Origin of the sequence: Phaeovulum veldkampii DSM 11550 (assembly GCF_003034995.1) — a bacterium.
Classification (GTDB): Bacteria; Pseudomonadota; Alphaproteobacteria; order Rhodobacterales; family Rhodobacteraceae; genus Phaeovulum; species Phaeovulum veldkampii.
Map to the genome: position 1 here is coordinate 1 of NZ_PZKF01000023.1, position 17,993 is coordinate 17,993.

At 65.2% G+C, this 17,993-nt stretch carries 15 protein-coding genes and 1 pseudogene; 12 read left to right on the top strand and 4 right to left on the bottom strand.

Translation table 11 applies throughout. The features are described from left to right. Positions 1–205 (top strand): annotated as a pseudogene (locus C5F46_RS10605) (serine/threonine protein phosphatase); the annotation flags it as partial. Between the two features lie 77 nt (positions 206–282). Next, positions 283–1,470 (top strand): acetyl-CoA C-acyltransferase family protein, encoded by a 1,188-nt coding sequence (locus C5F46_RS10610; protein WP_107325328.1) that lies wholly within the window; start codon positions 283–285, stop codon positions 1,468–1,470. 102 nt (positions 1,471–1,572) lie between these two features. On the opposite strand, the gene C5F46_RS10615 is transcribed toward C5F46_RS10610, so the two are convergent. Both C5F46_RS10615 and C5F46_RS10620 read right to left on the bottom strand, forming a co-directional pair. Beyond that, positions 1,573–2,289, bottom strand: a complete 717-nt coding sequence (locus tag C5F46_RS10615; protein WP_107325329.1) for a response regulator transcription factor — start codon at positions 2,287–2,289, stop codon at positions 1,573–1,575. Further along, a complete protein-coding gene (locus C5F46_RS10620; protein WP_107325330.1) occupies positions 2,286–4,205 on the bottom strand; it encodes a PAS-domain containing protein in 1,920 nt (639 codons plus the stop codon). The genes C5F46_RS10615 and C5F46_RS10620 overlap by 4 nt, the downstream gene beginning before the upstream one ends. Before the next feature lie 201 nt (positions 4,206–4,406). Between C5F46_RS10620 and C5F46_RS10625 the strand changes: the two genes are divergently transcribed. From C5F46_RS10625 to C5F46_RS10660, 8 genes are all read left to right on the top strand, one after another. Then, positions 4,407–6,563 (top strand): AMP-binding protein, encoded by a 2,157-nt coding sequence (locus tag C5F46_RS10625; protein WP_107325331.1) that lies wholly within the window; start codon positions 4,407–4,409, stop codon positions 6,561–6,563. Then, positions 6,560–7,378, top strand: coding sequence for an ABC transporter ATP-binding protein (locus C5F46_RS10630; RefSeq protein WP_107325332.1), 819 nt, complete (start codon positions 6,560–6,562; stop codon positions 7,376–7,378). The genes C5F46_RS10625 and C5F46_RS10630 overlap by 4 nt, the downstream gene beginning before the upstream one ends. A gap of 11 nt (positions 7,379–7,389) precedes the next feature. Further along, positions 7,390–8,376 carry a branched-chain amino acid ABC transporter permease gene (locus C5F46_RS10635; RefSeq protein WP_107325333.1) on the top strand — a complete coding sequence of 329 codons (987 nt, stop codon included), beginning with the start codon at positions 7,390–7,392 and terminating at the stop codon, positions 8,374–8,376. 17 nt (positions 8,377–8,393) lie between these two features. Then, a complete protein-coding gene (locus C5F46_RS10640) occupies positions 8,394–9,470 on the top strand; it encodes a branched-chain amino acid ABC transporter permease (RefSeq protein ID WP_107325334.1) in 1,077 nt (358 codons plus the stop codon). A 68-nt stretch (positions 9,471–9,538) separates the two neighbouring features. Next, complete coding sequence (locus C5F46_RS10645; RefSeq protein WP_107325335.1) at positions 9,539–10,822, top strand: ABC transporter substrate-binding protein; 1,284 nt, start codon at positions 9,539–9,541, stop codon at positions 10,820–10,822. Between the two features lie 54 nt (positions 10,823–10,876). Continuing rightward, positions 10,877–11,701 carry an ABC transporter ATP-binding protein gene (locus C5F46_RS10650; RefSeq protein ID WP_107325336.1) on the top strand — a complete coding sequence of 275 codons (825 nt, stop codon included), beginning with the start codon at positions 10,877–10,879 and terminating at the stop codon, positions 11,699–11,701. A gap of 76 nt (positions 11,702–11,777) precedes the next feature. Further along, entirely contained in the window at positions 11,778–12,995 is a 1,218-nt protein-coding gene (locus tag C5F46_RS10655; RefSeq protein ID WP_107325337.1) for a phenylacetate--CoA ligase family protein, read from the top strand. 57 nt (positions 12,996–13,052) lie between these two features. Continuing rightward, positions 13,053–14,231: an NnrS family protein gene (locus C5F46_RS10660; RefSeq protein WP_107325338.1), complete on the top strand. Its 1,179-nt coding sequence runs from the start codon at positions 13,053–13,055 to the stop codon at positions 14,229–14,231. On the opposite strand, the gene C5F46_RS10665 is transcribed toward C5F46_RS10660, so the two are convergent. Both C5F46_RS10665 and C5F46_RS10670 read right to left on the bottom strand, forming a co-directional pair. Continuing rightward, positions 14,228–14,797: a UbiX family flavin prenyltransferase gene (locus C5F46_RS10665; RefSeq protein WP_107325339.1), complete on the bottom strand. Its 570-nt coding sequence runs from the start codon at positions 14,795–14,797 to the stop codon at positions 14,228–14,230. The two genes, C5F46_RS10660 and C5F46_RS10665, sit on opposite strands and share 4 nt — an antisense overlap. Beyond that, positions 14,794–16,302, bottom strand: coding sequence for a UbiD family decarboxylase (locus tag C5F46_RS10670; RefSeq protein WP_107325340.1), 1,509 nt, complete (start codon positions 16,300–16,302; stop codon positions 14,794–14,796). Before C5F46_RS10670 ends, C5F46_RS10665 begins: the two co-directional genes overlap by 4 nt. Positions 16,303–16,466: 164 nt before the next feature. Between C5F46_RS10670 and ubiT the strand changes: the two genes are divergently transcribed. Together ubiT and ubiU are read left to right on the top strand one after the other, a co-directional pair. Then, a complete protein-coding gene (gene ubiT / locus C5F46_RS10675; protein ID WP_107325341.1) occupies positions 16,467–17,015 on the top strand; it encodes a ubiquinone anaerobic biosynthesis accessory factor UbiT in 549 nt (182 codons plus the stop codon). After that, entirely contained in the window at positions 17,015–17,992 is a 978-nt protein-coding gene (ubiU, locus tag C5F46_RS10680; protein WP_107325342.1) for a ubiquinone anaerobic biosynthesis protein UbiU, read from the top strand. Before ubiT ends, ubiU begins: the two co-directional genes overlap by 1 nt. The last annotated feature ends 1 nt before the right edge of the window (position 17,993 follow it).

The following is a 17,993-nucleotide window of genomic DNA, read 5'->3' on the forward strand; positions in this document are numbered from 1 at the left end:
GTTTCTTGACGATGCGCGTGATCATGGCGCTCTGGTGGTGCACGGGCACACCGCCATCAACACGCCCACCCACTATGGCAACCGGTTGAACATCGACAGTTCGGCAGGCTACGGCGGCCCGGTTTCGGCCGTGGTGATCGAGGGGCGGGAGGTGTTCTTGCTGACCGCCGCGGGGCGCGAGCCGCTGCTTCCTCCGGGCAAATGACGCGCCGTCACCGCGCCACCGTTCTGGCGCGGCGGTGCCCCCGGCGCTAGGCTCGGTCCAAAGTGACAGGAGGCCCCATGAGCCAGACGGCAAACGACATCGTTATCCTTTCCGGCGCGCGCACCGCGATCGGCACCTTCGGCGGCAGCCTCGCGGGGGTAGCGCCGATTGATCTGGCCACCGTCGCTGCCCGCGCGGCGCTGGATCGCGCGGGTGTGGCGGCGGGGCAGATCGGCCATGTGGTCTTTGGTCATATCCTGAACACCGAACCGCGCGACATGTATCTCAGCCGCGTCGCCGCTATTCAGGCGGGGCTACCCGAGACGGTTCCGGCGATGAACGTCAACCGGCTGTGCGGGTCGGGCGCGCAGGCGGTGGTATCGGCGATGCAGGCGCTGATGCTGCATGATGCCGATTTCGCGCTGGCCGGAGGTGCCGACTGCATGAGCCGCGCCCCCCATATCCTTCCCGCCGCGCGCTTTGGCCAGAAGATGGGCGACGTGCGCGCCATCGACATGATGATCGGCGCGCTCAGTTGCCCGTTCGGCGCGGGCCATATGGGGATCACCGCCGAAAACGTGGCCGCTGAATACGGCATCAGCCGGGAGGCGCAGGACGCCTTCGCGCTACAAAGCCAGACCCGCGCGGCGATGGCGATTGGCGCTGGGCATTTCAAGGCGGAAATCGTGCCGGTCGAGGTTCAGACCCGCAAGGGCATGGCCTTGTTCGAGGTTGACGAACACCCCAAGGCCACCAGCCTTGAGGCGCTGGCGGCCCTGAAGCCCGCCTTCCAGAAGGGTGGAACGGTCACCGCGGGCAATGCCTCGGGCATCAACGACGGGGCGGCGGCGCTGGTGTTGGGGCGCGCTGATGCGGTGCAGGGCGCAGGCCTTGCTCCACGCGCGCGCATCCTGGGTTATTCCCATGCCGGGGTGCGGCCCGACAGGATGGGCATCGGGCCGATTCCCGCAGTGCAGGCGCTGCTCAAGCGCACCGGCCTGCGGCTGGAGGATTTCGACCGTATCGAATCGAACGAGGCCTTTGCGGCGCAGGCGCTGGCCGTCAGCCGCAAGCTGGGGCTTGACCCTGCGCGCGTGAACCCCGACGGGGGCGCCATCGCGCTGGGCCATCCGGTGGGCGCCACCGGGGCAATCCTGGTCGTGAAGGCGCTGCACGCGCTGGAACGCACCGGCGAGCGTCGCGCGCTGATCACCATGTGCATCGGCGGTGGGCAGGGCATCGCGCTGGCCATCGAACGGGTCTGACACGCGCCCCTTCATCTTGGCACAAATATCCCCGCCGGAGGCTTCCACGAAAAGAACCGGAGCCTCCGGCGGGGATATTTCGACCAAGATGAAGGGGCCTCGTCAGCCCCAGATCACATCGCCCAGAAAGATATAGCCCGCGCCGTAGATCGTCTTGATCAGGCGTGGGTTCTTCGGGTCTTCGCCCAGCTTCGTGCGCAACCGCGAGATCCGCACATCCATCGCCCGGTCAAAACTTTCACCTGCGGCGCCACCCAGCGCCTCTTGCATCTGCGCGCGTGAGATCAGCCGTTTGGGACTGTCCAGAAACAGCCGCAAAACCTCGCCCTCGGCATGTGAAAACGGGGTTTCAACGCCGGTGGCATCGACCAGCAGGTAGCGATCGAAATGCGCTGTCCAGCCCGCGAAGCGGGCGCTCTGGGCGGTCTGGCCGGTATCGGCGCGGCCCTTGCGCAGGCGGGCGCGGATGCGGGCCACGACTTCGGCCGGATCGAAGGGTTTTATGATATAGTCGTCGGCCCCCAGTTCGAGCCCTGTCACCCGGTCCTGCACCTGCGCGCGGCCCGAAATGATGATGATTGCCGCCCCCGATTCCAGCGCCAGCCGATGCACCAGCGCCAGTCCGTCGCGGTCGGGCAGGCCCAGATCGACCAGGCAGACATCGGGCGCCGCGCGTTTCAAAGCGGCCTCGAATTCGGTGGCGCGGCCAAAGGAGGTGGTGCGAAAGCCTGCCTCTTCCAGCGCGTCCGACAGCATCCGGCGAATCTCGGGCTCGTCGTCCAGAATGGCGACATGGGGGGCGGTTGCGGGGGGCTTCATGCTGTTGCCTTTGCGGCCAGAAAGGCTGCCAGATCGGTTTGGGTGAAAGGTTTGGTCAGCACCGGGCAGGGGGCAACCGCGCGCAGCGGATGGGCTGCGGGAAGCGAGGTCATCAACACCTGACGTGCCGCATGGCCTTGGGTCGCCAGACGCACCATCAGATCAACGCCGGTCATGTGACCCGCCAGATAGATATCAGACAGGATCATCCCCAGTCCCGGCAGGTCGGCCAATTCCAGCGCCTCGGGCGCGGTGGAGGCCTCGATCACATTATGCCCCAGGGCGCGCAGCATTTCACGCACCGAGGCGCGGATTTCGCTGCTGTCCTCGACGAGCAGCACCAGCATCGGTTCGGGCGCCTCGGTTGCCGGGCGCAGCGGCAGCCGCAATGTGACCTGCGCGCCGCCGGTGGGACGGTTTTCCAGCCGCAGGGTTCCGCCCGCCAGTTTGGTCTGGTCATAGACCATCGACAGGCCAAGGCCCGAGCCTTCGCCGCCCTTGGTGGTGAAAAACGGATCTAGCGCGCGCTCCAGCGCCTCGGCGGCAAAACCGCGGCCGGTGTCGGTGACGGCGATCTCGACCCAGGTATCGCGCACCGGCCGGGCGGTAATGCCGATCTGGCCGGGCCGCGGCCCGATCGCATCGCGTGCGTTCAGGATCAGATTCAGCAGGCTGTCTTGCAGGGGGCCGGGGTCAAGCATCATCGGGGCGTCAAGCCCGGTGACGGTGATGGTCAGCGTCAGCGCATCGCCCAGCGTGGGCCGCGCCATCGCTGCCAGGTCGGCGAGGAAGGGGGCCAGCTCCAGCGGTTGCGGGCGCAGCGCGCGTGGGCCCGAAATGGCGGCGATCCGATCCAGCAGCGTGCCGCCGCGCCGCGCTGCGGCCAGCGTGGCGCGCACCAGATCGCCCGCCTCTGGTGGCGGGCTCATCCGCTGCAGTCGGCCTTGCAGCCCGAGGATTATGGTCAGCAGATTGGCAAAGTCATGCGCCAGCCCCGAGGTGAGCTGTGCGGCGAGTTCGCGCTTGGCGCTTTGCGCCAGTGCGGCGCGGGCCTGTGCCTCATGCGTGACATCGGTCGAAAGGATATAGACGCCGTTCACCGCCCCGTCGCGCCCGCGGTCGGGGGTCAGGGCTATGCGGATGCGGCGACCCGAGGGGGCGTGGGTGATCTCAAGCACATTGGCCTCGCCCGCCAGCGCGCGGTTCAGCCCCGGCGCTATCCGGGCCAGCGTGTCTTCGCCCAGCGCCTCGGCGGCGGGGCGGCCGACAATGTCGGACAGGCTGCCGGGCATCACCGCCGACAGTCGGCGGTTGGAAAAGGTATAGTGAAAGTCACGGTCCATGTGGGCGATATGGGCGGGCATCATCTCGGTCACTTGCCGGGTGCGCGCCTCGATCTCGGTCAGTTCGCGCTTGGCTTCCTCCAGCGCGGCGTTGGTGGCGGCCAGTTCCCGGTTGGCCTGCGCCAGCCGTTCGGCATTGGCCAGCACCTGCCCCGACAATTCCTCGGACCTGGCGCGCAGCAGCGCCTCTTGGCGCTTGATCTCGGTGATGTCGGTATAGACGGTCACCCAGCCCCCCTGCGGCAAAGGCGAGCCTTCGACCGAGATGGTCCGGCCATTGGCGCGGGTGCGTTCCATGTAATGCGGGGCAAATGCGCGTGCCTGATCGACGCGCAGGCGCACGGCGGCTTCGATATCGGGCTGGTGCCCGTATTCGCCGCGTTGCACCAGCAGGCGAATCGTCTCCTCGAAGGTGGTGCCGGGTCGGGTAAAGACCTCGGGCAGGTCGAACATGATCTGATATTGCCTGTTGCAGACCGCTAGCCGCAGGTCGGCGTCAAAGATCGACAGCGCCTGCTGGATCAGGTTCAGCCCCGCCTGCGTCAGCCGCCCGTGTGCATCGTCACCTGTCATGCCGCATCCTCCCTGCCCTTGGCTAGCACCCCGGACCGGGGGCGCGAAAGGGGGGCAGTGCGGGCGGAAAGAATTCGTAACAATTGGGCAAAAGTCACGAAACCTTTGACGGCGAGCGTGCCATCATGCCGCAATGGGCGAGAGGAGGAATCGCCCACACCGCGAAAGGGACGCCGGCCCGCCGGCGCGAGGGAGGACAATTTGGCAGACGCGACAGCGACAGAGGCCGCGCCCCGGTCGATTCCGGCGCTTTTGGCGCGCAACGTGGCGCGCTACGGCAACCGCCCGGCCTATCGAGAAAAGGAATTCGGCATCTGGCAAAGCTGGACCTGGGCCGAAGCGGAACAGGAAATCCGGGCGCTGGCGCTGGGGATGCTGTCGCTTGGGGTCGAGCGCGGCGATTATGTGGCGATCATCGGTCGCAACCGGCCTGCGCATTACTGGGCGATGGTTGCCGCGCAGATGTGCGGCGCGATCCCGGTTCCGCTGTATCAGGACGCGGTCGCCGACGAGATGGCCTATGTGCTGGAAAACTGCGGCGCGCGGTTTGTTGTTTGCGGCGATCAGGAACAGGTCGACAAGGTCGTCGAGGTGGAGGACCGCATCCACCACATTCAGCATGTGATGTATACCGACAAGCGCGGGATGCGGAAATACGACCACAGCCGCATGAACGCGCTGTCGGACGTGCAGGCCGAGGGTCGGGCCGGGCATTTCCGCTATGAGGCAGAGCTGGATCGGCGCATCGCTGAACTGGACTATGATTCAACCTGCGTGATGCTCTATACCTCGGGCACCACGGGCAAGCCCAAGGGCGTGGTTCTGTCGAACCGCAACATCATCGAAACCGCCAAGAATTCCTGCACCTTCGACCATCTGGGCCCGGACGAAGACGTGTTGGCCTATCTGCCGATGGCATGGGTGGGGGATTTCATCTTTTCGATCGGGCAGGCGATGTGGGCGGGCTTTACCGTGAACTGCCCCGAAAGCCCGGCCACGATGATGACCGATCTGCGCGAGATCGGGCCGACCTATTTCTTTGCGCCGCCGCGCATCTTTGAAACCATGCTGACCAATGTGATGATCCGCATGGAAGATGCAGGCGACCTGAAATACGCGCTGTTCAAGCATTTCATGGAATTCGCCAAGACCACGGGGGAGCAATACGGGATGCCGCGCTATCGGACGCAGCGGTCCCGCCCCACCTTGCGGCGCAGGCTGCGCTGGGCCTACCGCTTTGCGATGGGGGTCGGCTTTGCCGTCGAGACCATCGTTGAAAATGCGGTGCGGGGCTTTTTCGTCCGGCTGCGCCACCCGATCGAGGCACGCAAATACTTCAAGGCACGGGGGCCGTTGCTGAACCTGTATCCGCAGCCATGGCGGGATTACTTCAGCTATCGCACCGGCGAGGTGCTGATCTACGCGCCGCTGAAAAACACACTGGGCCTGTCGCGCATTCGCGTGGCCTATACCGCTGGCGAAGCGATCGGGCCCGAGATTTTCGATTTCTATCGCTCGCTGGGGATCAATCTGAAACAACTCTATGGCCAGACCGAGGCCAGCGTGTTCATCACCCAGCAGCCCGACGGGCAGGTGCGCCCCGATACGGTGGGCGTTCCCAGCCCCGGCGTCGAGGTGAAGATCGGCGAGAACGGCGAGGTCTACTATCGCAGCCCCGGCACCTTTGTTGAATATTTCAAGAACCCCGAAAGCACGGCCAGCACCAAAGACCCCGAGGGTTGGGTGGCTACCGGTGATGCGGGCTTCTTTGAGCCCGGCACCGGCCATCTGCGAATTATCGACCGCGCCAAGGATGTGGGCAAGATGGTTGACGGTCGCCTGTTCGCGCCGAAATATGTTGAAAACAAGCTGAAGTTCTACCCCAACATCCTTGAGGCCGTTGTCTTTGGTGGTCGCCGTGACCGCTGCACTGCCTTTATCAACATCGACCTGACGGCGGTGGGCAACTGGGCCGAGCGCAACAATATCGCCTATGCCTCGTATCAGGAACTGGCCGGGCATCCGAAGGTCTACGAGATGATCGGCAACGAGGTGGCCGAGGTGAACCGCTCGCTGGCGCAAGACCCGATGCTGTCGGGCTGCCAGATCCACCGCTTCCTTATCCTGCACAAGGAACTCGATGCCGACGACGGCGAGATGACCCGCACCCGCAAGGTGCGCCGCAATGTCATTGAAACCAAATATGCCGATCTGATCGCCGCCCTCTACGACGGACGCGACAGCATCTACACCGAAACCGAAGTGACCTACGAAGATGGGCGCAAGGGCAAGATCACCGCGACGTTGCGCCTTGCCGATGCGGTGGTCGCGCCCGAGCAGAGGATGGCCGCGGAATGAATGCCATGACCGAAGGCTATGTTACCCCCGATGGCCGCCAGATCGGCCCGGTGCTGATGGAAATGAAGAATATCACCCTGCGTTTCGGCGGCGTGGTGGCGATCAAGGACATCAGCTTTGACATCCGCGAAGGCGAGATCCGCGCGATCATCGGCCCCAATGGCGCGGGTAAATCGTCGATGCTGAACGTGATCTCGGGGTTCTATGTGCCAAGCGAGGGCGAGGTCTGGTTTCGCGGGCAGAAACGCGGCCCGATGAAACCCTATGAGGTTGCCCGCCTGGGCATCGCCCGCACATTCCAGAACATTGCGCTGTTTGATGGCATGTCGGTGCTGGACAATATCATGACCGGGCGGCTGACGATGATGAAATCAGGCCTGCTGTCGCAGGCGCTGTGGTTCGGATCGGCCGAGCGCGAGGAAAATGAAAACCGCGCCAAGGTTGAAAAGATCATCGACTTTCTTGAGATTCAGAATATCCGAAAAACACCCGTCGGGCGCCTTCCCTACGGTCTGAAGAAGCGGGTGGAGCTGGCGCGGGCGCTGGCGGCAGAGCCGAAGATCCTGCTGCTGGACGAGCCGATGGCCGGCATGAACGTCGAAGAGAAAGAGGACATGTGCCGATTTATCCTCGACGTGAACGACGAATTCGGCACCACCATCGCGCTGATCGAACATGACATGGGCGTGGTGATGGACCTGTCCGACCGGGTGGTCGTGATGGACTACGGCAAGAAGATCGGCGACGGCACGCCCGACGAGGTGCGCAACAATCCCGATGTCATCAACGCCTATCTTGGCGTGGCGCACGAATAAGGGGGGGAACCATGCCGGAACAACTTCTCTATGCGATGGAAGTGACCCTGAACGGCCTGATGGCTGGGGTGATGTATTCGCTGGTCGCGCTGGGTTTCGTGCTGATCTTCAAGGCGTCGGGCATCTTCAACTATGCTCAGGGGGTGCTGGCGCTGTTTGCCGCGCTGACCCTGGTGGGGTTGCAGAACGGGCAGATCCCGTTCGCCCATCTGATCAACGCGGCGCTGGGCACCAACCTGCACAGCTTTGGCTGGAAACTGCCTGTGCTGGTGGCAATCGCGCTGACGGCGCTGGTGATGGTGGGCCTTGCGATCCTGATCGAAAAGCTGGTGCTCAAGCATCTGGTGAACCAAGCGCCGATCATCCTGTTCATGGCCACGATCGGGCTTGCCTATTTCCTGGAAGGGCTGGGCGACGTGATGTGGGGTGCCGACATCAAAAAGCTGGATGTGGGCCTGCCGCAGGGCATTTCTGAAACCGTCGAAAGCGTGACCGACAGCATTTTCGGCTACGGCTTCTTCATCGACAACCTTGATATTGTGGCGACCGTGGTTGCAGTGCTGCTTGTCGCATCGCTGACGATCTTCAGTCAGTATTCCAAACAGGGCCGCGCCCTGCGCGCGGTGGCCGACGACCATCAGGCCGCGCTGTCAGTGGGCATTTCGCTGCGCTTCATCTGGGTTCTGGTCTGGTCGATTGCGGGTTTTGTGGCGCTGGTTGCGGGCATCATGTGGGGCACCAAGTCGGGGGTGCAGTTCAGCCTGTCGTTGATCGCGCTGAAGGCGCTTCCAGTGCTGATGCTGGGCGGCTTTACCTCGATCCCCGGCGCAATCGTGGGCGGGTTGATCATCGGCGTCGGTGAAAAGCTGTTTGAATTCAGCGTGGGCCCGATGATCGGGGGGGCGACCGAAAACTGGTTTGCCTACATGCTGGCGCTGATCTTTCTCGTGTTCCGGCCGCAGGGTCTGTTCGGCGAAAAGATCATCGAGCGGGTCTGAAACGGGGGGAATGACAGATGTTTTACCGTGAAGCGGGCGACTTCAAGACCTCCTACCGCCAGGATAGCCAGACCTTTCCGATCCGGTTTGACCGCTGGCGCTTTTACGCCGTGCTGGCGCTGGCCTTCGGGGTTATCCCCTTTGTCATCAACGATTACTGGGCCAATTCGGTGTTCGTGCCGTTCCTGATCTATGCAATCGCGGCGATCGGGCTGAATATCCTGACCGGCTATGCAGGCCAGGTCAGCCTTGGCACCGGCGGCTTCATGGCGGTGGGCGCCTATGCCTGCTACAAGCTGATGACCAGTTTTCCCGAAGTTTCGATTCTGATCCATGTGTTGCTGGCGGGTGGCGTCACGGCGGCGGTGGGGGTTCTGTTCGGCCTGCCCAGCTTGCGGATCAAGGGGTTCTATCTGGCGGTTGCAACGCTGGCGGCGCAGTTTTTTCTGGTCTGGCTCTTCAACAAGGTGCCGTGGTTCTACAACTTTTCCGCCTCGGGCCAGATCACGGCGCCTGACCGCACCGTTCTGGGCTATTTCGTCACCGGCGCCCAAACCTCGGCAACGGCAAAATATCTGGTTTGCCTGGTGTTCCTGGTGCTGGTGGCACTGATCGCGCGCAACCTGACGCGGGGCACCGTGGGGCGCAAATGGATGGCGATCCGCGACATGGACATTGCCGCCGAGATCATCGGGGTGAACCCGCTGACCACCAAGCTGACGGCCTTTGCGGTGTCGTCGTTCTTCATTGGCATCGCGGGCGCGCTGTTCTTTGCGGTCTATCTGGGCGCGGCCGAGGTGGGCGAGGCGTTCGGCATCCAGAAGTCGTTTCTGATCTTGTTCATGGTCATCATCGGGGGGCTTGGCTCTATCTTCGGCAGCTTTGCGGGGGCGGCGTTCCTTGTGCTGCTGCCGGTGCTGCTGAAAAACCTGCTGGTGGGCACGCTGGGCTGGCCGACCGATCTGGCCGCGCATATCGAACTGATGATCGTGGGCGGGCTGATCGTGGTGTTCCTGATCGCAGAACCGCACGGGCTGGCGCAACTGTGGCGGCTGGCCAAGGAAAAACTGCGGCTTTGGCCCTTCCCGCACTAGGGACGGGCTGCCCAACATCCAAGAACCGGAAAACCGGCATTCTTCAACATCTCTGGGAGGAGACCCGAATGAAGATGAAATTTGCAACCGCCGTGGCCGCTGCGATGTCGCTGGCCGCGCCTGCGATGGCCGATCTGGTCATCCCGAACCTCAGCTATCGCACCGGGCCGTTTGCGGCGGGTGGCATTCCCTATGCCGACGGGTTCAACGATTACTTCACGCTGCTGAACGAGCGTGACGGTGGTATCGGCGGCGAAAAGGTGCAGGTGCCTGAATGCGAAACCGCCTATAACACCGAAAAGGGCGTTGAATGCTATGAGGCCACAAAGGGCCTTGGCGCGCTGGTCTATAACCCGCTCTCGACCGGGATCACCTATCAGCTGATCCCGAAAGTGTCGCAAGACGGGATCACGCTTTACACCCCCGGCTATGGCCGCACTTCAGCGGCCAATGGCGCGATCTTTGAATGGGTGTTCAACTATCCGGCCAACTACTGGGATGGTGCCTCGGTGGCGGTAAAATACCTGCTGGAGCAGAACGGCGGTGATCTGAAAGGCAAGAAGATCGCGCTGCTTTACCACAACTCGGCCTATGGCAAGGAACCGATCCGCACGCTGGAAAGCCTCGCGGCCAAGCACGGTTATGAACTGACCCAGATGCCAATCGACACCCCAGGGCAGGAACAGAAGTCGCAGTGGCTTCAGGTGCGCCGCGAAAAGCCCGATTATGTCATATTCTGGGGCTGGGGCGTGATGAACCAGGTTGCTATCCAGGAAGCGGTGAACATCAAGTTTCCGATGGAAAACTTCATCGGTGTCTGGTGGTCGGGTTCAGAAAACGACGTGCTGCCCGCTGGGGACGGCGCCAATGGCTACAAGAGCCTTGCGATGCACGGCACCGGGATGGATTATCCGGTTTACGCCGACATGCAGAAATATGTCGTCGATGCCGGCAAGGCATCGGGCGCGGGCGATCAGGTCGGCTCGGTGCTGTATTCGCGCGGCATGTATGCGGCGATGGTCATCTCCGAGGCGGTGCGCAAGGCGCAGGAACTGGCGGGCACCTCGGCGGTGAATGCCGCTCAGGTGCGTGACGGCTTTGAGGCGCTGGAGATCACCGAAGAGCGGATGGCCGAAATCGGCTTGCCGAACTTTGGCCAGCCCTTTGCGGCATCCTGCACCGACCACGGCGGGCCGGGGGCTGCGATGATCCAGCAATGGGACGCGGCGGCGAAGGAGTGGAACCTGGTCACCGGCTTCATCGCGCCCGATGACGAGGTGCTCGACCCGCTGGTGGCCGAGGATTCGGCGGCCTTTGCTGCCGAAAACAAGATCACCCCGCGCTGCAACTGACCACATGCCCCCGGCCTTCGGGCCGGGGGCGCCTTTGACAGAAAGGGTTTGCCGATGCTGGATGCCGTCAAGACCGAGCAGGCGCTGCTTGAGGTCAACAACATCGAGGTGATCTATAACCATGTGATCCTGGTTCTGAAGGGCGTCAGCCTTTCGGTCCCGAAGGGCGGCATCACCGCACTTCTGGGGGGCAATGGCGCGGGCAAGACCACCACGCTGAAGGCCATCTCGAACCTGCTGCATTCGGAACGCGGCGAGGTCACCAAGGGCACCATCCACTATCGCGGCGAACGGGTGCAAGACATGTCGCCCGCCGATCTTGTGAAGAAGGGGGTGATCCAGGTGATGGAGGGGCGGCACTGCTTTGAGCATCTGACGGTCGAGGAAAACCTGCTGACCGGCGCCTATACCCGCACCGATGGCCGCGGCGCCGTCGCTGCCGATCTGGAGATGGTCTACACCTATTTCCCGCGACTGCGCGAGCGGCGCAAAAGCCAGGCGGGCTATACCTCGGGCGGCGAACAGCAGATGGTCGCCATCGGCCGTGCGCTCATGAGCCGACCTGAGACGATCCTTCTGGATGAACCCTCGATGGGCCTTGCGCCGCAGTTGGTGGAACAGATCTTTGAAATCGTGAAGGCCGTGAACGAACGCGAGGGGCTAACCTTCCTTCTGGCCGAGCAGAACACCAACGTGGCCCTGCGCTATGCCCATTATGGCTACATTCTGGAAAGCGGCCGGGTGGTGATGGACGGGCCTGCGCAGGCGCTGCGCGAAAACCCCGATGTCAAGGAATTCTATCTCGGCATGTCGGATGAGGGGCGCAAGTCGTTTCGTGACGTGCGCAGCTATCGGCGCCGCAAACGCTGGCTGGCCTGAGACCGGAGCGACCATAATTTCAACAACTTCCCGCCTGATCGGCGTGGGAGAGGGAGGGGGGCGACCCCATCGGCACATGAGCCATTTCGACACTCTCGAAACTCGCAGCCCCGACCGCCGCGCCGCCGATCTGGCGCGTGACCTGCCCGCCCAGATCGCCCGCGCGCTGGCAGCCCCAGGAATGGCCGCGCATCTGGGCGCGGTCGAGGCCGCGGCGGTGGCCGACATGACGGCGCTGGCGCGCCTGCCGGTGCTGCGAAAATCCGATCTGGGGGGGGCGCAAAAGGGGGCGGCGCCGTTTGGCGGGTTGACCACGAAACCCGCCCATGCGTTTGCCCATGTCTTCCAAAGCCCCGGCCCGATCTATGAACCCGGCGGAGCCGAACATGACTGGTGGCGGATGGGCCGCTTCCTGCACGCCTGCGGGGTGGGGCGCGGCGACATCGTGCAGAACTGCTTTGGCTATCACCTGACGCCCGCGGGCATGATCTTTGAATCCGGCGCCCGTGCCGTGGGCGCGGCCGTCCTGCCCGCGGGCACCGGCCAGACCGAGTTGCAGGTGCGCGCCGCCGTCGATGTCGGCAGCACTGTCTATGCCGGCACGCCCGATTACCTGAAGATCATCCTCGACAAGGCCGAAGAGATGGGCGAACGGCTGACCATCACCCGCGCCGCGGTGGGCGGGGGCGCGCTGTTCCCCAGCCTGCGCAAGGAATACGCTGATCGGGGTATTCAGACCCTGCAATGTTATGCCACCGCCGATCTGGGCAACATCGCCTACGAATCCCCGGCGATGGAGGGGATGATTGTGGACGAGGGCGTGATCGTGGAAATCGTCCGTCCCGGCACCGGCGCTCCGGTCGCCCCCGGCGAGGTGGGCGAGGTCGTGGTAACGACGCTGAATCCCGACTATCCGCTGATCCGCTTTGCCACCGGCGATTTGTCGGCGGTGCTGCCGGGGATGTCGCCCTGCGGGCGCACCAACCTCCGCATCAAGGGCTGGATGGGCCGGGCCGACCAGACCACCAAGATCAAGGGCATGTTCGTGCGCCCCGAACAGGTCGCGGCCTTTGTCGCCCGCCACCCCGAGGTCACACGCGCCCGCGTGGTGGCTAGCCGCGAGGGCGAAATGGACGTGATGACGGTGCGGGTCGAAACCCCGGCACCCGACGGCGCGCGCTATGAAGGCTCGGTCGTCGAGGCGCTGAAGATGAAGGGCCGGATCGAGGTGGTGGCGCCCGGAAGCCTGCCCAACGACGGCAAGGTGATCGAGGATCTGCGCAGCTACGGCTAGGGCCTTGCCCCGCCACGCCGGGCTTGGCAGAAGAGGGCGGTAGCGAAAGGAGCCGCCATGCCCCCCGCCCTTGTGCGCCTCTTCGGCGAAGGGTTCCGCCTGTTTCATCTGGCGGCGGGGCTTTTTGCGGTGCTCGCCGTGGCGGTCTGGGGCCTGTGGCTGGCGGTGGGGCAGGCGCCCGGCGCGCTGCCCACGGCGGCAACGCCACCCTTGTGGCACGCGCATGAAATGGTCTTTGGCTATGGCGGTGCGGTGCTGGCGGGCCTCTTTCTGACCGCACCCTCGGGCCGGCTGCCGCATCTGTTTTTCCCGGTTCTGGGGGTGTTGTGGCTGGCTGGGCGGCTGGCCATCTGGGGGTCGGCTTATATGCCGGCGATAGCGGTTGCGGCGGTCGATCTGGCGTTCCTGATCCCGGTCTGGGCGCGCATGGCGGGTCAGTTCGCGCGCCGCCCGCGCTGGCAGACGGGGATGTTTCTTGCCGTGCTGACGTTGCACTGGGTTGCGAACCTTGCGGTGCATCTGGACTGGATGGGCCTTGCCCCCGGTGTGGCGGGCAGGGGGGTGCTGGCGGGGCTTCTGGTCTGCGCGGTGATGAATGCCGTGTTCGGCGGGCGAATGACCAGCGGCCTGACCCGCAACGCAATGGTGCGCGCCGGGGCGCGGCCGCTGCCCGCCGACCGGCCCTGGCTGGATGCGCTCGGCGCGGGCAGCGTTCTGGCGGCGGCTGGTCTGGCGCTGACGGGGGCGCCGCCCATGGTGCTGGGCGCCGTGTATCTGGCTGCCGGTGCGGTGCAAAGCCTGCGGCTCGCGGGTTGGCGTGGGCTTTGGGCCGGGCGGCAGCCGCTGCTGGCCTCGTTCCATCTGGCCTTTGCGTTTCTGTCTGTGGGGTTGCTTGCGATGGGGCTGGCCGAGTTTGGCCTGGGCGGGCGGCTGGCGGCGCTGCATCTGCTGGCGATCGGCGCGGTTGCGGGTATGTCGCTTGCCGTCATGGCGCGGGGCGTGCTGGGCCAGACCGGACGGGCGCCGATGGCGCCGCCGTTTCTGGTCTTTGCCTATGCCGCGGTGGCATTGTCCGCCACGCTGCGCTGGGCGGGGGGCGAGGCGCTGGCGCCGCAGCTTGGCGCAGCCTTTCTCTTCGCAGCGGGGTTTGCAGCCTATGTCGCCGCGCTCTGGCCCGCTTTCCTTGGGCCAAAGCTGCGCCCGGGCAGCCCCGGCGCACGGCCCTTGGGGCATTAATCCTCGGGCGTCCAGCCGCGGGCTTGCGGCGCGGCGATGCGCAGCAGGTCCACCGCGCGCGCGGCGATCTGTGCCGCGATGTCATCGACCCCTGCCGGGCGCAGGTAAAAGGCGGGCACCGGAGGCAGCACGATGCCGCCCATTTCCGTTACCGCCGTCATGTTGCGCAGATGCGCGAGCGTCAGTGGCGCCTCGCGCGCGATCAGCACCAGCGCGCGGCGTTCCTTCAGTTGCACCGAGGCCGCGCGGGTCAGCAGGTTGTCGTCCAGCCCGTGGGCAATAGCGGCAAGGCTACGCATCGAACAGGGCGCGACAATCATCCCCGCCACCGGGTTTGACCCCGAGGCGATGGTAGCCCCCACATCGCGCACCGGATGCTGCCGGGTGCACAGCGCGGCCAATTCGGCCCGCGCACCGGGGCCGATTTCCTCGGCCAGGGTGCGCTCTCCCGCGGGCGAGATCACCAGGTCCACCTCTGCCCCCGCCGCGCGCAGGGCGCGGGCCGTGGCCATCGCCAGCACCGCGCCCGAGGCGCCCGAAACGCCCAGAATGACCCGTGCGCTCATCGTGCCAGCCCCGGCAGCCGGCGCGCCAGAAGCGCATCGGCAAAGGCCGTGTCGTCGGGCGCCAACTTCATGACCTTGCCCCATTCACGGGTGGTTTCGGTGCCGATCTTGGTAGTGGCATCAATCCCGATCTTGCCGGCCAGCCCTTCGATGGGCGAGGCAAAGTCGAGGTAATCCATCGGCGTGCGGTCCAGCACCAGCGTATCGCGCGCCGGGTCCATCCGGGTGGCCAGCGCCCAGGCGATGTCGTCCCAGTTGCGCGGGTCGATATCGTCATCCACCACGATCACCATCTTGGTATAGGAAAACTGCGCCAGCATCCCCCAGAGCGACATCATCACCCGCCGCGCCTGCCCCGGATAGCGTTTTTTGATCGCCACCACCGCGATGCGGTAGGAACAGGCCGCGGGCGGCAGCCACAGATCAACCACCTCGGGGATCTGCTGGCGGATGACCGGCAGCGCCAACTGGTTGAACACCTCGCCGATGATCGCGGGTTCATCGGGGGGGCGGCCGGTGTAGGTCGATAGATAAATCGGGTCGCGCCGGTGGGTGATCGCGGAAACCCGCATCACCGGGAACGGCTCGACCGAGTTGTAATAGCCGGTATGGTCGCCAAACGGGCCTTCCAGCGCGGTGTCGCCCGGGTGAATCCAGCCCTCCAGCACCATTTCGGCATCGGCGGGCACCAGCAGCGGCACGGTGCGGGCGGGCACCAGATGCGCCCGCTCGCCCCGCAGCACGCCCGAGAAGGTCAGCTCCGACACGGTTTCGGGCAGCGGCAGGGCGGCGGCCAGCAGCGTGGCCGGATCGGCCCCCAACACCACGGCCACCGGCATCGGTTCGCCCGCCTGATCCCAGGTGCGGTGATGCGCGGCGCCCCCGCGATGCGCCAGCCAGCGCATGATCAGGCGGTTGCGGTCCAGCACCTGCGCGCGATAGACACCCAGATTATACCGCGCCGCAGCCTCGGGTTCCGACCCGTGGGGGCGGGTGATCACCGTGGTCCAGGTGATCAGCGGGCCGCCATCGCCGGGCCAGGGCGTCTGCACCGGAATCCGCGTCAGGTCTACCGCCTCGCCGTCCTGCACCTCGTCCTGCACCGGGCCGCGTTTGGAAATGCGAGGCCGGGTGGCCAGTGCCGCCTTCAGCATCGGCCAGCGCGACATCGCATCGCGCATCCCCTCGACCGGGGCGGGGCTGCGCAGCGAGGCCAGAAACTCGCCAAAGCCCGGCACATCGTCCAGCGTCATGCCCAGCCCTGCGGCCACCCGTGCGGTGGTGCCAAAGAGGTTGGTCACCACCGGGATCGCGCTGCGCTTGCCGTCGGCCAGAACCGGCGCATCGAACCGCAGCACCGGCCCGCCAGCGCGCAACACGGCATCGTGAACGGCGGTCATCTGATGCACCACGCGCACCGGGTCAGGGATCGCGGTCAGATCGCCCCGGTCTTTTGACCAGTCCAGAAAGCTGCGCAGGCTGGAAAAGACGGGCAGTTTGCGCATGGTTCTCTCCGATGGTCTGGGTAAGCGGATAGCAATAAGCCCATGGTGGGGATTTGACACTGATCAAGTTGCCGCATTGGCATTGGGGCTAAGCAAGGCCAATTGAGGTCGATCCCGCCCGGTGCCCTGCGCCGTGCGCGGCTCGCCCGTGGAAAGGACCGCCCATGACCGATCATGCCCCGACCATTCCGCGCCTGCCCCCCCTTCTGGGCCAGGCGATGCGCCCGCTGCCGCTACTGCCGCTGACCGTGACGCTGTCGGCCCTGTCGCGGCGTCTGGCAAAGCGTCATCCGGGCATGTTTCGCCGTTTGGGCGAACATGGCAACAAACGCTTTGCGCTGGACCCGACCGATCTGCCGATGGTCTTTCTGATGGACCTGCGCGGCGGTCGGGTGCGGTTGAGCGCGCATCGCAAGGCACCCGCCGCCGAGGCGCGCATTGCCGGGCCGATTGCGGCATTTCTGGGCATGATGCATGGCGCCTATGACGGCGACGCGCTGTTCTTTTCGCGCGATCTGGTGGTGGAAGGTGATACCTCTGCCGTGCTGGCGCTGCGCAACGCCATTGACGATGCCGAACTGGACCTGACCGAGGAACTGGCAGACCTTGCCGGGCCGATGGCTGGTTTCCTGCGCGCGGCGGTGGCGCAGGCTGAAAAACAAAGCGGTGTGGTGCTGCACCGCGTCGATACCCTGGCGGGAGGCTGGGCATGATGGAACTGGTTTGCCCGGCGGGCACGCCCGCAGCAATGCGGGCCGCGGTCGAGGCGGGGGCCCATGCGGTCTATTGCGGCTTTGCCGATGAAACCAACGCGCGGAACTTTCCGGGCCTGAACTTTTCGACCGAGGAAATGGCCTCGGGCATCGCGGGCGCCCACGCCCGCGGCGCCAAGGTGCTGGTCGCGCTGAACACCTTTCCCCGCGCGGGCGGCGAAGAGTTGTGGCACCGCCGTCTGGCCGATGCCGAGGCGGCGGGCGCCGATGCGGTCATTCTGGCCGATATGGGCCTGCTGGCCCATGCCGCCGAACATCACCCCAGGATGCGCCGTCACCTGTCGGTGCAGGCCGCGGCTGCCAACCCCGATGCGATCAACTTCTATGCCGAGGCGTTCGGGGTGCAGCGCGTGGTGCTGCCGCGCGTGCTGACGGTGGACGAGATCGCCGCGATCAACCGCGAGATCGACGTGGAAACCGAGGTTTTCGTGTTCGGTGGCCTGTGCGTGATGGCCGAGGGGCGCTGTTCGCTGTCGTCTTACGCCACCGGCAAGTCGCCCAACATGAACGGCGTCTGTTCGCCGGCCAGCCATGTGGCCTATGCCGAGGAAGGTCAGGATCTGGCCGCGCGTCTGGGGGGCTTTACGATCCACCGCACGCCAAAGAACCAGCCCGCGCCTTACCCCACGCTGTGCAAGGGTTGCTTCAGTTCGGGTGATCAGACCGGCCATGTGTTCGAAGACCCTGTCAGCCTGGATGCCAAGCACCTGATCCCGGCGCTGGCCAAGGCGGGCGTTACCGCGCTGAAGATCGAGGGGCGCCAACGTTCGCGCGCCTATGTGGGCGAGGTGGTGCGCACCTTCCGCGCCGCGGTCGAGGCCGTGGCGGCCGGGCGCCCGATGCCCGAGGGCGCGCTGGCGCGCCTGTCCGAAGGCCAGGCGGCCACCGCCGGGGCCTATGCCAAGACCTGGAGATGAC

Bases quoted from the DNA above. Each gene is read 5' to 3' on its own strand.
- ubiT (WP_107325341.1), top strand. From the start codon at position 16,467: ATGACCGATCATGCCCCGACCATTCCGCGCCTGCCCCCCCTTCTGGGC.
- ubiU (WP_107325342.1), top strand. From the start codon at position 17,015: ATGGAACTGGTTTGCCCGGCGGGCACGCCCGCAGCAATGCGGGCCGCG.
- C5F46_RS10660 (WP_107325338.1), top strand. From the start codon at position 13,053: ATGCCCCCCGCCCTTGTGCGCCTCTTCGGCGAAGGGTTCCGCCTGTTT.
- C5F46_RS10635 (WP_107325333.1), top strand. From the start codon at position 7,390: ATGCCGGAACAACTTCTCTATGCGATGGAAGTGACCCTGAACGGCCTG.
- C5F46_RS10615 (WP_107325329.1), bottom strand. From the start codon at position 2,289: ATGAAGCCCCCCGCAACCGCCCCCCATGTCGCCATTCTGGACGACGAG.
- C5F46_RS10630 (WP_107325332.1), top strand. From the start codon at position 6,560: ATGAATGCCATGACCGAAGGCTATGTTACCCCCGATGGCCGCCAGATC.
- C5F46_RS10650 (WP_107325336.1), top strand. From the start codon at position 10,877: ATGCTGGATGCCGTCAAGACCGAGCAGGCGCTGCTTGAGGTCAACAAC.
- C5F46_RS10655 (WP_107325337.1), top strand. From the start codon at position 11,778: ATGAGCCATTTCGACACTCTCGAAACTCGCAGCCCCGACCGCCGCGCC.
- C5F46_RS10645 (WP_107325335.1), top strand. From the start codon at position 9,539: ATGAAGATGAAATTTGCAACCGCCGTGGCCGCTGCGATGTCGCTGGCC.
- C5F46_RS10620 (WP_107325330.1), bottom strand. From the start codon at position 4,205: ATGACAGGTGACGATGCACACGGGCGGCTGACGCAGGCGGGGCTGAAC.
- C5F46_RS10665 (WP_107325339.1), bottom strand. From the start codon at position 14,797: ATGAGCGCACGGGTCATTCTGGGCGTTTCGGGCGCCTCGGGCGCGGTG.
- C5F46_RS10640 (WP_107325334.1), top strand. From the start codon at position 8,394: ATGTTTTACCGTGAAGCGGGCGACTTCAAGACCTCCTACCGCCAGGAT.
- C5F46_RS10670 (WP_107325340.1), bottom strand. From the start codon at position 16,302: ATGCGCAAACTGCCCGTCTTTTCCAGCCTGCGCAGCTTTCTGGACTGG.
- C5F46_RS10610 (WP_107325328.1), top strand. From the start codon at position 283: ATGAGCCAGACGGCAAACGACATCGTTATCCTTTCCGGCGCGCGCACC.